This window comes from Klenkia sp. PcliD-1-E, from assembly GCF_024124375.1.
Taxonomy (GTDB): Bacteria; Actinomycetota; Actinomycetes; order Mycobacteriales; family Geodermatophilaceae; genus Klenkia.
In genome coordinates this window covers 1-13,819 of sequence record NZ_JAMXRZ010000107.1, presented here as the reverse complement: position 1 = coordinate 13,819, position 13,819 = coordinate 1, and the positions used below count along the sequence as shown (strand labels likewise).

General features: G+C 73.9%; 15 protein-coding genes. 12 read left to right on the top strand and 3 right to left on the bottom strand.

Annotated features, from left to right (window positions below):
• The 7 genes from ribD to NH342_RS17940 all read left to right on the top strand — a co-directional run.
• Window positions 1-912 (top strand): bifunctional diaminohydroxyphosphoribosylaminopyrimidine deaminase/5-amino-6-(5-phosphoribosylamino)uracil reductase RibD (gene ribD, locus NH342_RS17970; RefSeq protein ID WP_253016845.1); only part of this gene is annotated, 912 nt, incomplete at its 5' end.
• Window positions 912-1,520: a riboflavin synthase gene (locus NH342_RS17965; protein WP_253016843.1), complete on the top strand. Its 609-nt coding sequence runs from the start codon at window positions 912-914 to the stop codon at window positions 1,518-1,520. The genes ribD and NH342_RS17965, both read left to right, overlap by 1 nt.
• Window positions 1,517-2,806, top strand: coding sequence for a bifunctional 3,4-dihydroxy-2-butanone-4-phosphate synthase/GTP cyclohydrolase II (locus NH342_RS17960; protein ID WP_253016841.1), 1,290 nt, complete (start codon window positions 1,517-1,519; stop codon window positions 2,804-2,806). The genes NH342_RS17965 and NH342_RS17960 overlap by 4 nt, the downstream gene beginning before the upstream one ends.
• Before the next feature lie 22 nt (window positions 2,807-2,828).
• The gene (ribH, locus tag NH342_RS17955; protein ID WP_253016839.1) at window positions 2,829-3,338 is read left to right on the top strand and encodes a 6,7-dimethyl-8-ribityllumazine synthase; all 510 of its coding nucleotides are present in this window, start codon (window positions 2,829-2,831) and stop codon (window positions 3,336-3,338) included.
• Window positions 3,335-3,601, top strand: coding sequence for a phosphoribosyl-ATP diphosphatase (locus NH342_RS17950; RefSeq protein WP_253016837.1), 267 nt, complete (start codon window positions 3,335-3,337; stop codon window positions 3,599-3,601). Before ribH ends, NH342_RS17950 begins: the two co-directional genes overlap by 4 nt.
• Before the next feature lie 10 nt (window positions 3,602-3,611).
• Window positions 3,612-4,493 (top strand): ATP phosphoribosyltransferase, encoded by an 882-nt coding sequence (hisG, locus tag NH342_RS17945; RefSeq protein ID WP_253016835.1) that lies wholly within the window; start codon window positions 3,612-3,614, stop codon window positions 4,491-4,493.
• Window positions 4,494-4,533: 40 nt separating this feature from the next.
• Window positions 4,534-5,772: an alpha-hydroxy acid oxidase gene (locus NH342_RS17940; protein ID WP_253016833.1), complete on the top strand. Its 1,239-nt coding sequence runs from the start codon at window positions 4,534-4,536 to the stop codon at window positions 5,770-5,772.
• Between the two features lie 30 nt (window positions 5,773-5,802).
• Here NH342_RS17940 and NH342_RS17935 read toward each other — a convergent pair whose 3' ends face one another.
• Together NH342_RS17935 and NH342_RS17930 are read right to left on the bottom strand one after the other, a co-directional pair.
• Entirely contained in the window at window positions 5,803-7,023 is a 1,221-nt protein-coding gene (locus tag NH342_RS17935) for an MFS transporter (protein WP_253016832.1), read from the bottom strand.
• A gap of 124 nt (window positions 7,024-7,147) precedes the next feature.
• Complete coding sequence (locus tag NH342_RS17930; RefSeq protein ID WP_253016831.1) at window positions 7,148-8,068, bottom strand: LysR family transcriptional regulator; 921 nt, start codon at window positions 8,066-8,068, stop codon at window positions 7,148-7,150.
• A 105-nt stretch (window positions 8,069-8,173) separates the two neighbouring features.
• On the opposite strand from NH342_RS17930, the gene NH342_RS17925 reads away from it, so the two are divergent.
• The 5 genes from NH342_RS17925 to NH342_RS17905 are packed head-to-tail and all read left to right on the top strand — an operon-like array spanning window position 8,174 to window position 13,386.
• On the top strand, window positions 8,174-9,151 hold the full coding sequence (locus NH342_RS17925) for a cyclase family protein (protein WP_253016830.1): 978 nt from the start codon (window positions 8,174-8,176) through the stop codon (window positions 9,149-9,151).
• An 8-nt stretch (window positions 9,152-9,159) separates the two neighbouring features.
• A complete protein-coding gene (locus tag NH342_RS17920) occupies window positions 9,160-10,290 on the top strand; it encodes an FAD-dependent monooxygenase (protein ID WP_253016829.1) in 1,131 nt (376 codons plus the stop codon).
• An 11-nt stretch (window positions 10,291-10,301) separates the two neighbouring features.
• Complete coding sequence (locus NH342_RS17915) at window positions 10,302-11,240, top strand: VOC family protein (protein WP_253016828.1); 939 nt, start codon at window positions 10,302-10,304, stop codon at window positions 11,238-11,240.
• The gene (locus NH342_RS17910; protein ID WP_253016827.1) at window positions 11,240-12,205 is read left to right on the top strand and encodes a fumarylacetoacetate hydrolase family protein; all 966 of its coding nucleotides are present in this window, start codon (window positions 11,240-11,242) and stop codon (window positions 12,203-12,205) included. The genes NH342_RS17915 and NH342_RS17910 overlap by 1 nt, the downstream gene beginning before the upstream one ends.
• Window positions 12,206-12,216: 11 nt before the next feature.
• Window positions 12,217-13,386: a S9 family peptidase gene (locus tag NH342_RS17905; RefSeq protein ID WP_253016826.1), complete on the top strand. Its 1,170-nt coding sequence runs from the start codon at window positions 12,217-12,219 to the stop codon at window positions 13,384-13,386.
• A 25-nt stretch (window positions 13,387-13,411) separates the two neighbouring features.
• Here NH342_RS17905 and NH342_RS17900 read toward each other — a convergent pair.
• Window positions 13,412-13,819, bottom strand: a 408-nt coding sequence (locus NH342_RS17900) for a DUF2877 domain-containing protein (RefSeq protein ID WP_253016825.1), incomplete at its 5' end; no start/stop codon positions are given.

Here is a 13,819-nt window from a genome sequence, read left to right as displayed (position 1 = left end):
GGTGGCCCGCACGCGGAGGTCACCGCGCTGGCCCAGGCGGGGGAGCGCGCCCGCGGCGGCACCGCCGTCGTCACCCTGGAGCCGTGCAACCACACCGGCCGCACCGGCCCGTGCAGCGAGGCGCTGCTGGCCGCCGGGGTCGCGCGGGTCGTCGTCGCCGTCCCCGAGCCCACCGGCCTGGCCGGCGGCGGCGCGCAGCGCCTGCGGGACGCCGGGGTGGACGTCGTCACCGGTGTCGAGCAGGCTGCCGCCGAGGACGGCGCACTCGCGCCGTGGTTGCTGGGCGAGCGGGAGCACCGGCCGCAGGTGGTGTGGAAGGTCGCCACCACCCTGGACGGGCGGGTCGCCGCCGCCGACGGCACCAGCCGCTGGATCACCGGCCCCGAGGCCCGCGCGCAGGTGCACCGGCTGCGCGCCACCTGCGACGCCGTCCTCGTGGGCTCGGGCACGGTGCTCGCCGACGACCCGCAGCTGACCGTCCGGGACGCCGACGGGTTCGACGCCGACCGGCAGCCGCTGCGGGCGGTGCTGGACCGCCGCGGCCGGGTGCCGGCGACCGCCCGGGTGCACGACGGCGCCGCGCCCACCCACCTCTCCACGGCGGCCGACCCCGCGGCGCTGCTGGCGGAGCTGTGGGACCTCGACGTCCGCCGGGTGCTGCTGGAGGGCGGGCCCACCCTGGCCGCGGCGTTCCTCACCGCGGGGCTGGTCGACGAGGTCGTGGTGCACGTGGCCCCGCAGCTGCTCGGCGCCGGGCCCTCGCTCGTGGGCGACCTGGGAATCAGCACGATGGCCGCCGCGCTGCAGCTCGTACCCGTGGACGTCACCCCGCTGGGGAGGGACGTGCAGCTCCGCTTCCGTCCCACCCGGCACACTGGTGGCGTCATGACACCCGAGGAGACGACCGACTGATGTTCACCGGCATCGTGGAGGAGGTCGGCACCCTCGTCGTCCGCGACGACCAGGGCGACTCCGCCCGCCTGCAGCTGCGGGGCACCACGACCCTGGAGGGCGTCGCCCTCGGCGACTCCATCGCGGTCAACGGCGTCTGCCTGACCGTCACGGCCGTCTCCGACGGCGTGTGGTCCACCGACGTCATGGCCGAGACGCTGCGCCGCAGCAGCCTCGGCGCGCTGACCGAGGGCGACCCGGTGAACCTGGAGCGCGCGGTGACCGCCGGCACCCGGCTGGGCGGCCACATCGTGCAGGGCCACGTCGACGGCGTGGGCACCGTGGTGTCGGTGAGCCCGAGCGAGCACTGGACCGTGGTGCGGGTGGGCCTGCCCGAGGGCATCGCCCGCTACGTCGTGGAGAAGGGCTCGATCACCGTCGACGGCGTCTCCCTGACCGTGAGCGCCTGCTCGTCCGCCGATGACCCGAAGCCGTGGCTCGAGGTCTCCCTCATCCCCACCACGCTGCGCGAGACCACGCTGGGCACCCGCGCCGCCGGTGACCCGGTCAACCTGGAGGTGGACGTCATCGCCAAGTACGTCGAGCGGCTGATGGGGGCGCGCTCGTGAGCGGGCAGCGGCTGGACTCCGTCGAGGACGCGATCGCCGCGGTCAAGGCCGGCCGGCCGGTCGTGGTCATCGACGACGAGGACCGCGAGAACGAGGGTGACCTGATCTTCGCCGCCGAGCTCGCCACCCCCGAGCTGGTGGCCTTCATGGTCCGCTACACCTCGGGCTACATCTGCGTCGCGGTCACCGAGGAGGACGCCGACCGGCTGGACCTGCCGCCGATGTTCCGGGTGAACCAGGACCGGCGGGGCACCGCCTACACCGTCACCGTCGACGCCCGCGAGGGCATCGGCACCGGTATCTCGGCCACCGACCGGGCGCACACCATCCGGCTGCTGGCCGACGCCGGGACCACCAGCGCGGACCTGTCGCGCCCGGGCCACGTCGTCCCGCTGCGGGCCCGCGACGGCGGCGTGCTGCGCCGGCCGGGCCACACCGAGGCCGCGGTCGACCTGGCGGTGCTCGCCGGGCTGCGGCCCTCGGGCGTGCTGTGCGAGCTGGTCAGCGAGAAGGACCCGATCGGGATGGCCCGCACCGACGAGCTGCGCGTCTTCGCCGACGAGCACGACCTGGTGATGTGCTCGATCGCGGACCTCATCGCCTACCGCAAGCGGTTCGACAAGCTGGTCGAGCGGGTCGCGGAGGCCCAGGTGCCGCTGGCGCCGGGCCTGTTCACCGCGGTCGGCTACTCCAGCTCCTACGACGACCGCGAGCACGTCGCCTTCGTCTACGGCGACATCGGCGACGGCGAGGACGTGCTGGTCCGGGTGCACTCGGAGTGCCTGACCGGCGACGTGTTCGGGTCGCTGCGCTGCGACTGCGGGCCCCAGCTGAACGCCGCGCTGGCCGCCGTCGCCCAGGAGGGCCGCGGCGTGGTGCTCTACATCCGCGGGCACGAGGGCCGGGGCATCGGCCTGCTGCACAAGCTGCAGGCCTACCAGCTGCAGGACGCCGGGGTGGACACCGTCGACGCCAACCTGGACCTCGGCCTGCCCGCCGACGCCCGCGACTACGGCACCGGTGCACAGATCCTGGTCGACCTGGGCGTGCGGTCGATGCGGCTGCTGACCAACAACCCGGCCAAGCGGGCGGGCCTGGAGGGCTACGGCCTGCGGATCACCGGCCGGGTCGGGCTGCCCACCCACGTGACGCCGGAGAACATCGGCTACCTGCGGACCAAGCGCGACCGCATGGGCCACATCCTCGACATCGTCGACCCCGGGGAGGACATCCCCGTCCCGGTCGGCACCCGCACGCCCATCCGGGCACCCGAGCAGGACCAGTGAGCAGCGCACAGGGGAGGCAGTCATGAGCGGCAGCGGAGCGCCGGGCAAGCAGACGGTCGACGCGGCGGGGGTTCGGCTGGGCATCGTCGCCGCCCGCTGGCACCACGTCATCTGCGACTCCCTGCTGGAGCGGGCACTGGCCTGCGCGGCGGAGATGGGTGTCGTCGAGCCCACGGTGGTGCGGGTCAGCGGCGCCCTGGAGCTGCCGGTGGTGGCCCAGGCGCTGGCCGTCGACCACGACGCCGTCGTGGCCCTCGGCGTCGTCATCCGCGGCGGCACCCCGCACTTCGACTACGTCTGCGACTCCTTCACCGCCGGGCTCACCCGGGTGTCCCTGGACACCGGCGTGCCCATCGGCAACGGCGTGCTGACCACCGAGGGCGAGGGCCAGGCCCGCGACCGCGCCGGCCTGGAGGACTCCGCGGAGGACAAGGGCTGGGAGGCCACGATCGCCGCCCTGGACACCGCGGTCACCCTGCGCGGGCTGCGCACCCCCAAGCGGGACACCGGGTTCGGGATCGGCAGCTCGTGAGCACCAGCTTCGACGACCTGTTCGCGCAGCTGCAGGCCAAGGCCGCCGCCGGTGACCCCGCCTCGGGCACCGTCGCCGCGCTGGCGGGCGGGGTGCACGGGGTCGGCAAGAAGGTCGTCGAGGAAGCTGCGGAGAGCTGGATGGCCGCCGAGCACGAGGACGGCGACCGGGCCGCCGAGGAGATCAGCCAGCTCCTCTACTGGACCCAGGTCCTGATGCTGGCCAAGGGCCTCACCCTCGAGGACGTGTACTCCCACCTGTGACCGAGAACCGATGACCAGGAGCCACCCCGTGCTGCGCGTCGCCGTCCCCAACAAGGGCGTCCTGTCCGAGCCGGCCGCCGAGATGCTGTCCGAGAGCGGGTACCGGCAGCGCCGCAGCACCAAGGACCTCGCGGTCTACGACCCCGACTCCGACACCGAGTTCTTCTACCTGCGGCCCCGCGACATCGCCGTCTACGTCGCCGCGGGCACCCTCGACGTCGGCATCACCGGCCGCGACATGCTGCAGGAGACCACCCCGCCGGACACCGAGGACCCCGCCGAGGAGGTCATGGCGCTGGGTTTCGGCCGGTCCTCCTTCCGGTTCGCCAGCCCCACCGGCTCGGGCATCGAGTCCGTCACCGACCTGGCCGGACGGCGCATCGCCACGGCCTACCCGGTGCTGCTGGAGAAGTTCCTCGCCGACTCCGGCATCGACGCCTCGGTGGTCAAGCTCGACGGCGCGGTGGAGACCGCCTGCCGTCTGGGCGTGGCCGACGCCGTCTGCGACGTGGTCGAGACCGGGACGACGCTGCGCCAGGCCGGCCTGCACGTCATCGGCGACCCGGTGCTCACCAGCGAGGCCATCCTGGTCCGCCGGTCCGGTGCCGAGGAGAACCCGGCGGTGGCCCAGCTGCAGCGCCGGCTGCGCGGGGTCCTGGTGGCCCGGCAGTACGTGATGCTCGACTACGACTGCCCCCACGAGCTGCTGGAGAAGGCCACCGCCATCACCCCGGGCCTGGAGGGCCCGACGGTGAGCCGGTTGCAGACCCCGGGCTGGTCCGCGGTGCGGGCGATGGTGCCGCAGACCGACACCAACCGGTTGATGGACGAGCTGTGGGAACTCGGCGCCCGCGCCATCCTGGTGACGTCGATCCACGCCTGCCGCATCTGACGGGCGACCGACCGCCGTCCGAGGAGACCGAGGTCCGCCCATGTCCCGCACCCGCCGCCAGGCGCCCCGTCCCGCCGAGCTGCTGGAGCTCGTCCGGTTCAAGAAGCCCCAGCTGGACGGGAAGGAGCGACGGCTGGGGGCAGCGCAGACGATCGCCGACCTGCGCACGATCGCGAAGCGGCGCACCCCGCGGGCGGCGTTCGACTACACCGACGGGGCCGCGGAGGGCGAGGTGTCGCTGGCCCGGGCCCGGCAGGCGTTCGCCGACGTGGAGTTCCACCCCGACGTGCTGCGCCCGGCGGTGGAGGTGGACACCTCGGTGCAGGTGCTGGGTGGGCCCAGTGCGCTGCCCTTCGGCATCGCGCCGACCGGGTTCACCCGGCTGATGCAGACCGAGGGCGAGACCGCCGGCGCCGGGGCAGCGGGCGCGGCGGGCATCCCGTTCACCCTCTCCACGCTGGGCACCACCACGATCGAGGGGGTGCAGGCGGCCAACCCGCACGGCCGGAACTGGTTCCAGCTGTACGTGATGCGCGACCGGTCGATCTCCTACGGCCTGGTCGAGCGGGCCGCGGCGGCGGGGTTCGACACGCTGCAGTTCACGGTGGACACCCCGATCGCCGGGGCGCGGTTGCGGGACAGGCGCAACGGGTTCTCCATCCCGCCGCAGCTGACGCTCTCCACCGTGGCCGACGCGGCGCTGCGGCCCTGGTGGTGGTGGGACTTCCTGACCACCCCGAAGCTGGAGTTCGCGTCCCTCTCCTCGACCGGTGGCACGGTGGGGGACCTGCTGGACATGGCGATGGACCCCACCATCAGCTACGACGACCTGGACGTCATCCGCGGCATGTGGCCGGGCAAGCTCGTGGTCAAGGGCGTGCAGTCGGTCGCCGACGCGGTCCGGCTGCTGGATGCCGGGGTCGACGGGATCGTGCTGTCCAACCACGGCGGCCGGCAGCTGGACCGCGCGCCGGTGCCCTTCCACCTGCTGCCGGAGGTGCGCAAGGAGGTCGGCCCGGACGCCTGCGTCATGGTCGACACCGGCATCATGCACGGCGCCGACGTCGTCGCGGCGATGGCGCTGGGCGCCTCGTTCACGATGATCGGCCGGGCCTACCTGTACGGCCTGATGGCCGGCGGCCGCGAGGGCGTGGACACGACCATCGCCATCCTGACGACCGAGATCGTGCGCACCATGCGGCTGCTCGGCGTCAGCTCGGTCGCCGAGCTCGAGCCCCGGCACGTCACCCAGCTGCACCGCCTGCTGCCCCGCGGCTGACCCGGGGCAGCCGGGGCCCACGGGGGGCGGTCAGGCCGGGCGCAGCTGCTTGACGACGACGGCCACCAGCACCGAGATGCCACCGACGACGGCGACCGCCGCCGCGATGCCGGACAGCGCACCCGAGATGGCGATGACCAGCAGCGGGCAGAGGAACTCGCCGAGGAACAGCGCGGCGGTCCAGCGGCCGGTGCCGCGGCCGCGCTCCTCCAGCGCCAGCCCCGAGACGACCCAGGTCAGCAGGCTGGGCAGCATGATCCCGGTGCCCGCGCTGGCCACCACGGCGCCGACGACGGCGACCGGGACGGCGGGCGCCAGGCCCATCACCAGCAGACCCAGGCCGGCCAGGCCGAAGGCCAGCGGCAGCAGGAACGCCGGCCCGCGGCGGGCGATCCGCGGGAAGGACGCCGCGCCGGCGGCGGTGGCCAGCGACGCGATCGCGGCGATGCCGCCGATGGCCGCGGTCGCCGTCACGCCCAGGCCGTCGAGCACGTAGGCGAGCTCCACGATCGGGGTGTAGAACACCACGCCGCCGACCAGGCTGACCGCCAGCGGGACCAGCATCCGGCGCCAGGGCAGCGGGGGCAGCGCGGTGGTCGACCGGGGCGGGACGGTCGGCGTCCAGACCAGGACGGCGGCGAGGACGGCCAGCGGCAGGCCGACCAGGTACAGCCAGAACGGGGTGCGCCAGTCGCTGCTGCCCAGTGCCCCGCCCAGGCCGAAGAAGACGGTGGCGGCGAGCGTGGTGACGATGGTCTGCAGGCCGAAGAGCTTGGCCCGGCGGGCGCCGGCGGAGTAGTCGGCGATGAGCGTGGTGCAGCAGGTCATGATCGCGGCCTCGGTGATGCCGACGCCGACCCGGGTGGCGAGCACCGCGGGCAGCGAGTCCAGCAGCACCGGAGCGGTCCCGAGCACCGCGTAGACGGCCAGCGCGCCGACCAGCAGCCGCTTGCGGCCGACCGCGTCGACGATCCGGCCGGCGACCGGGGCCAGCAGGGCGATCATCAGCGCGGGGGCGGTGAGCACCAGCGGGGCCAGGGCGTCGACGCCGGGGGTGCCGGCGAAGGCGCGCTGCAGCGTGGGCAGCACGGGGGACAGCAGCACCGCGCCGAGGATGGGCATGCAGCTGGCCGCCATGAGGACGGCGATGGCCGCGCGTCCGGCGGGGCGCCCGGTGACCGGGTGCAGCGCCCCGGCGTCGGCGCCGACCGCGGCCTCCCCGGGGACGGGGCCGTCGATGGTCTGGGACACGGGTGCTCCTGGGTTCGGGTGCCGGACCTCGGTGACCGGCATCACTGACCGGGGAGTGTGCGGAACGGGGACGTCCCCAGGCCAATAGATCCGCAGGACCGCCCCCATCAGCGCGGTGGATGCCTCAGCTGAGCGGTGTGGTCGCCTGCTTCGCCGCACGCAGCACCAGGTCGCGCAGGAACACGTGGTCGGGGTCGCGCTCGTAGACCGGGTGCCACCACATGGCCTCCACCAGGCCGCCGACGTCCAGCGGGCAGGGCAGCGTGCGCACCCCGCTGTCCAGCGGCAGCAGGTCGACCAGCCGGCGCTGCAGCAGCGAGATCCGCCGGGACCCGGCGACCAGGCCAGGCACGGTCAGGAAGTTCTCGGTGACGACCTGCACCTGCGGCTCGATGCCGCGCTGGCGCAGCACCCGCGCGGCCGGGGTCGAGGACGTGGGGCCGTGGTAGACCGCCACCCAGGGCAGGGTGCGCAGGTGCTCGACGCTGACCTCGTCCCCGACGTCGGGGTGGTCGGCGGACAGGACGACGACCCACTCGTCGGCGTACAGCTCGGCGTGCGGCAGGTCGGTCAGGAACCCCATCGGCAGCAGCATGAGGTCGACGGCCAGCAGCGTCTGGTCGGCCCGGTCCACCAGGTCGGGGGTGTGCGGGGCCAACCGCAGCCGGGCGTGCGGGGCCACTTCGTCCAGCAGCGCGGCCAGGGTGTCCCCGAGGACGGTGACGCCGTAGTCCGAGAGCAGCAGGCTGAACTCCCGGGTCGACTCGGCGGGGTCGAAGCTCGCCTGCGCGGTGAACACCCGGTGCACCGACTCCAGCGCCAGCCGGGCCTGCAGCTGCAGCTGGCCGGCCAGCGGGGTGAGCCGGTACTCGTTGCCGACCCGGGTGAGCAGGTCGTCGCCGAAGTGCCGGCGCAGCCGGGCCAGCGACGCCGACAGCGCCGGCTGGGAGAGCCCCAGCTGCCGGGCCGCCCTGGTCACGCTGCGCTGGCCGAGCAGCGCGTCCAACGAGACCAGCAGGTTGAGGTCGAGGTTGGCCACGTTCACGCGGCGCATCATCCACGCCGGTGATGCCCGGCATCAAGGATCCGGTCTTCCCTGATGCCCCGCCGGGGTCGACAGTGGTCCGCGTCACCGACGACAGGAGCACCCGTGTTCGACCCGCAGGACCCCGAAGCCACCGTCGCCGCCGCGGCGGGCCGCCTCTCCAACTGGGGCCGCTGGGGGGACGACGACGTGCTCGGCACGCTCAACCTGCTGACCCCGGAGCACCGGGTCGCCGCGGCCGCCCTCGTGCGCACCGGCCGGTCCTTCGACCTGACCCAGCACTTCAACACCGACGGCCCGCAGAAGGGCTGGCTGCGCCGGGTCAACCCGGTGCACGCCATGCTCGGCACCGGCCTGGACGCCGAGGCCGGCATCCCCGCCTTCCCGCACGGCATCGGTGGCGCCGACGACATGATCACCATGCCGCTGCAGGCCTCCACGCAGTGGGACGGCCTGGGCCACATCTTCGACCACGGGAAGGCCTACAACGGCCGCCGGGCCGGCGCGATCGTGACCAGCGAGGGCGACAACACCACCGGCATCGAGACCACCGCCGGCCGGTTCGTCGGCCGCGGCGTGCTGCTCGACGTCGGCCGCTCGCACGGCACCGACGGCGAGCTGCCCGACGGCTTCGCCATCACCCCCGCGCACCTGGACGCCTGCGCCGCGGCCGCCGGGGTCGAGGTCGGCGCCGGCGACCTCCTCCTGGTCCGCACCGGCCGCCTGAGCCGTGCTCGGCGTGGCATCACCGAGGGTCGTGGGTGGGGCGACTACGCCGGCGGGGAGTCCCCGGGCCTGTCCTTCACCAGCCTGGACTGGCTGCGCAGCCACGACGTCGCCGCCGTCGCCACCGACACCTGGGGCGTGGAGGTGCGGCCCAGCGAGTTCACCGTGCCCACCTTCCAGCCCTTCCACCAGGTCGCCATCCCGCACCTGGGCCTGTTCCTGGGCGAGATGTGGGACCTCGAGGCCCTGGCCTTCGACTGCGCGGCCGACGGCGTCCACGAGTTCCTGCTCGCCGCCCCGCCCCTGCCCGTCACCGGCGCCGTCGGCGCGCCGGTCGCCCCGATCGCCGTGAAGTAGGAGCCCCGATGAGCGCAGTGCAGGACGTCCTCGTGGTCGGCGGTGGCCTGGCCGGCGCCGGCGTGGCGATCCGGCTGGCCCGCGCCGGCGTCGCCGTCGACCTGGTCGAGGTCAAGCCCGACGTCCACGCCCTCGGCTCGGGCATCACCCTGCAGGGCAACGCCCTGCGCGAGCTCGACGGCCTCGGCGTCTGGGAGGCCGCCCGCGAGCGCGGCTACGCCTTCGACGTCACCGGGTTCCGGGCACCGGACCCGCAGGGCACCGAGCTGTTCGCCGTCCCCGACGCCAAGACCGGCGGCCCGGACTACCCGGCTGCCATGGGCATGACCCGGCCCGATCTGGCCGGCCTGCTGCACGACAAGGCGGCGGAGGTGGGGGTGAAGCTGCGCTACGCCACCACGACGACCGACCTGGCCCAGGACGACGGGGGCGTCGACGTCACCTTCTCCGACGGCTCGTCCGGCCGCTACGACCTGGTGGTCGGTGCGGACGGCGTCCGGTCGTGGACCCGCCGGATGATCGGCATCGAGCTCGAGACCAGGTCCACCGGCATGGGCATCTGGCGTGCCTTCGGCCCCCGGCCGGCCAGCGTCACCCGCACCGACCTCTACTACGGCGGCCCCTGCTACATCGCCGGGTACTGCCCGACCGGCGAGGACAGCATCTACGCCTACGTCGTCGAGGACGCCCAGGACCGCTCCACCCTGACGCCCGAGGAGCAGCTGGCCGCCATGCGGCAGCTCTCGGAGGCCTACCACGGCCCGTGGGACGAGATCCGGGAGTCCCTCACCGACCCGTCGCGGGTCAACTACACCTGGTTCGAGACCCACCTGCTGCCCGCGCCGTGGAACCGCGGCCGGGTGGTGCTCATCGGCGACGCCGCGCACACCTGCCCGCCCACCGTCGCCCAGGGCGGCGCGCAGGCGCTGGAGGACGCCGCCGTCCTCGGTTCCCTGCTCGTCGAGCGCGACGTCCTGGACGCCGACCTCTGGGACGCCTTCCACGCCCGCCGCGTCGACCGCGCCCGCACCGTCGTCGACGCCTCGAACCAGCTCGCCCAGTGGCAGCTCGACCACGTGCAGGGCGACGTCGCCTCGCTCATGCGCTCGGTCGCCACCGTCGTCAGCCAGCCCGCCTGAGGAAGAAGACCATGACCGAACGACTCATCACCCACCTGCGGCACGTCGACCTGGCCGTGCCCGACCTCGCGAAGCAGCGGGACTTTTTCACCGGCACCTGGGGGCTGAAGGAGGAGACCACCGACAGCGGCCTGTCCTTCCTGGCCGCCGAGGGCAGCCCCGAGCAGTACGTCGTCCGGCTGCGCGAGGCCACCGACAAGCGGATCGACCTGATCTCGTTCGGCGCGGCGACCGCCGCCGACGTCGACACCCTGGCCGCCCGGATGGCGTCGGCCGGTGTCCAGCTGGTGCACGAGCCCACCGACCTGCAGACCCCCGGCGGCGGCTACGGCTTCCGGTTCTTCGACAACGAGGGCCGCACCGTCGAGGTGTCCGCCGACGTCGCCGTGCGCGAGCACCGCCGCATCGAGGAGGGCGAGTCGATCCCCGTGCGCCTGTCGCACGTGGTGATCAACTCCAGCGACCCCGATGGCACGGTGGCCTTCTACGAGCGCCACTTCGGGTTCGCGCTGTCGGACACGCTCATGCACCCCCGGATGGGCAACATGATGTACTTCCTGCGCACCAACGCCTGGCACCACAGCATGGCCGTCGCCCGGGGGCCCCACCCCTCCCTGCACCACGCCTCCTTCGAGCTGCGCGGCATCGACGAGTACATGCGCGGCACCGGCCGGGCGCTGCGCGCCGGCGTGGAGAAGATCTGGGGCCCGGGCCGGCACATGGCCGGCAACAACACCTTCTCCTACTTCCTCGACCCGCACGGCAACACCGTCGAGTACACGACCGAGCTCGACCTGGTCGACGAGGACACCTGGCACCCCTCGCTCTACGACTTCACCGTCCCCGAGGTCAGCGACCAGTGGGGCACCGCGAACGCGATGAACGAGTTCGTCGCGGCGAAGTCGTTCAACGACCCCGACAAGGGTCTGTTCGTCGCGCCCCCGGTCTGATGCGGTTCGCCACCTGGGAGCACCAGGGCGAGGTGTCCGCCGGTGTCGTCTCCGACGCCGGCGTGCACGGCATCCCCGGGACCACCGTGCTCGAGCTCGTGCGCTCGGGCCTGGCCACCGCGGTCGCAGCGGGGGAGCAGGCGCTGGAGGCCCCGGCGGTCCCGCTGGCCGACGTCCGGCTGCTGCCGCCGCTGCAGCCGCCCACCGTGCGCGACTTCGTCGCCTTCGAGGAGCACGTCGAAGGGGTGGTGAAGGGCGTCTCCGGCGGGGACGGCGGGGTGGTGCCCGAGTGGTACCAGGCGCCCACCTTCTACTTCACCAACCCCTACGCGATGGTGGGCGCGCACGACGACGTCGCCGTCCCGCCGGGGTGCTCGGTGCTGGACTTCGAGCTCGAGGTCGCCGCGGTCATCGGCCGCGACGGCGGCTCGCTCTCGCCGGAGGACGCCCGCGACCACGTCTTCGGCTACACCGTGTTCAACGACTGGTCCGCCCGCGACCTGCAGGCGCGGGAGATGAAGGTCAGCCTCGGGCCGGCCAAGGGCAAGGACTTCGCCACCACCCTGGGCCCGTGGCTGGTCACCGCCGACGAGCTGGAGCCCTACCGCGACGCCGAGGGCTTCCTGGCCCTGGAGATGACGGTGTCGGTCAACGGCGAGCCGGTCGGTGCCGACCTGCTGTCCAACATGGGCTGGCCGTTCGAGGAGCTGGTCGCCTACGCCAGCCGCGGAACCGTCGTCCGGGCCGGGGACGTCCTCGGGTCGGGCACCTGCGGCAACGGCGGGTGCCTGGGCGAGCTGTGGGGCCGCAACGGCTCACGGACGCCGCCACCCCTGCAGCCCGGCGACGTCGTGGAGATGACCGTCGAGGGCATCGGCACCCTCCGCAACCGCGTCGTGGCCGGTGCCGACCTGCCGCCCGTCGCCCCCGCCCGCACGCGCACGCGTGCCCGCACCCGCAGCTGAGAGGAACGACCGTGTTCGAGTACTTCCCGGGCAACTACGTCTGGAACCTGGGCGTCGTCGCGACGCTGAACTCCGGCGGGCTGGTCGACGAGGTCGACCGCGCCTGCCGGCCGATCAAGGAGGCCGCCCAGCAGGGCGAGGACGCCGGCACCCAGGACTTCCTGCGGGCCTGGACGGCGCTGACCGACCAGCTGGTCGAGCAGGCCGAGGCCGCCGAGAAGGCCGGGCACACCCGCACCGCCGGGCAGCTGTGGTTCCGCGCCACCAACTACCTGTGCCAGGCCGAGCGGATGCTGTCCCACCGCAGCCCGGACCGGGTGCCCACCTACCGTCGGGTGCTCGACATCGCCGAGCGGGCCTTCGCCACGCACAGCCCGCGGGTCACGCGGGTCGAGATCCCCTACGAGGGGACGACGCTGCCGGCCTACTTCAGCGGCGCCCCGGCCACCGACGACGGCCCGGCGCCGGTCGTCGTGCTGGTCAACGGGCTGGACTCCACCAAGGAGCACATGTACACGTCCAACCACTGGGAGGAGCTCGCCGCCCGCGGCATCTCCTGCCTGATGCTGGACCAGCCCGGCACCGGCGAGGCACTGCGGCTGCAGGGCCTCACCGCCCGCATCGACACCGAGGCCTGGGCCGGCGCCGCGGTGGACTGGCTGGAGACCCGCGCCGACGTCGACACCGCGAGGATCGGCATCGTGGGCTGGTCGCTGGGCGGCTACTTCTCCCCGCGCGCCGCGGCCTTCGAGAAGCGGTTCGCCCTCTGCGTGGCGTGGGGGGCCAACCACGACTGGGGCGCGGTGCAGCGGCGCCGGGCCCAGCGCGAGGGTGAGCGACCGGTCCCGCACTACTGGTCGCACGTGCTGTGGGTGTGGGGCATCGAGGGCGACGAGCACCACCTCGACGCGTTCCTCGACTTCGCCGACCGGGTCAACCTGGAGGGCGTCGTGGAGAGGATCACCGTGCCGTTCCTGGTCGCCCACGGGGCCAACGACCGGCAGATCCCGCTGGAGTACGCGCACCGCTCCTACGACCAGGCGGTCAACTCGCCCAAGCGCGAGCTGCGGGTGTTCACCCCCGAGGAGGGCGCCACCGAGCACATCGGCCTGGACCACCTGCCGCACGTCAGCGTGTTCGTCGCCGACTGGGTCGCGGACACCTTCGCCGAGCTGGGCTGAACCCGCCCGGGCCGCCCGCCCCGCCTCAGCGGGTGCGGGTGGTCCGGTCGGCGAGGTCGATCGCGGTCGACAGGCCCAGCGCCATGGCCCGCCCGCTGGTGGAGCCGGTGGCCAGCAGGGTGGCCAGCGCCGTGTCCAGGTCGCCCTGCCCGATGAGCGCCCGGACCAGCGCGGCGAACTCGCCGCTGACCCGGCCGGCCGCCGCGTGCTTGAGCAGTGCGCGCGACAGCTCGGTCGTGCGCCCGGCCGCCAGGGCGTGCACCCCGGCGCCGAACCGCTCGGCGGCCGGGTGGCCCATGAGCACGAGCCCCGCGACGGTGCCGGCCAGGACGTCGTCCCCGGCCGGGGTCAGGCCCGGGCCCAGCCCCACGAGCCGGGTGGCGGTGCGCAGCGCGGCCTCGAGGTCGGCGCGGCGGACCGCCCCGCGCAGCGC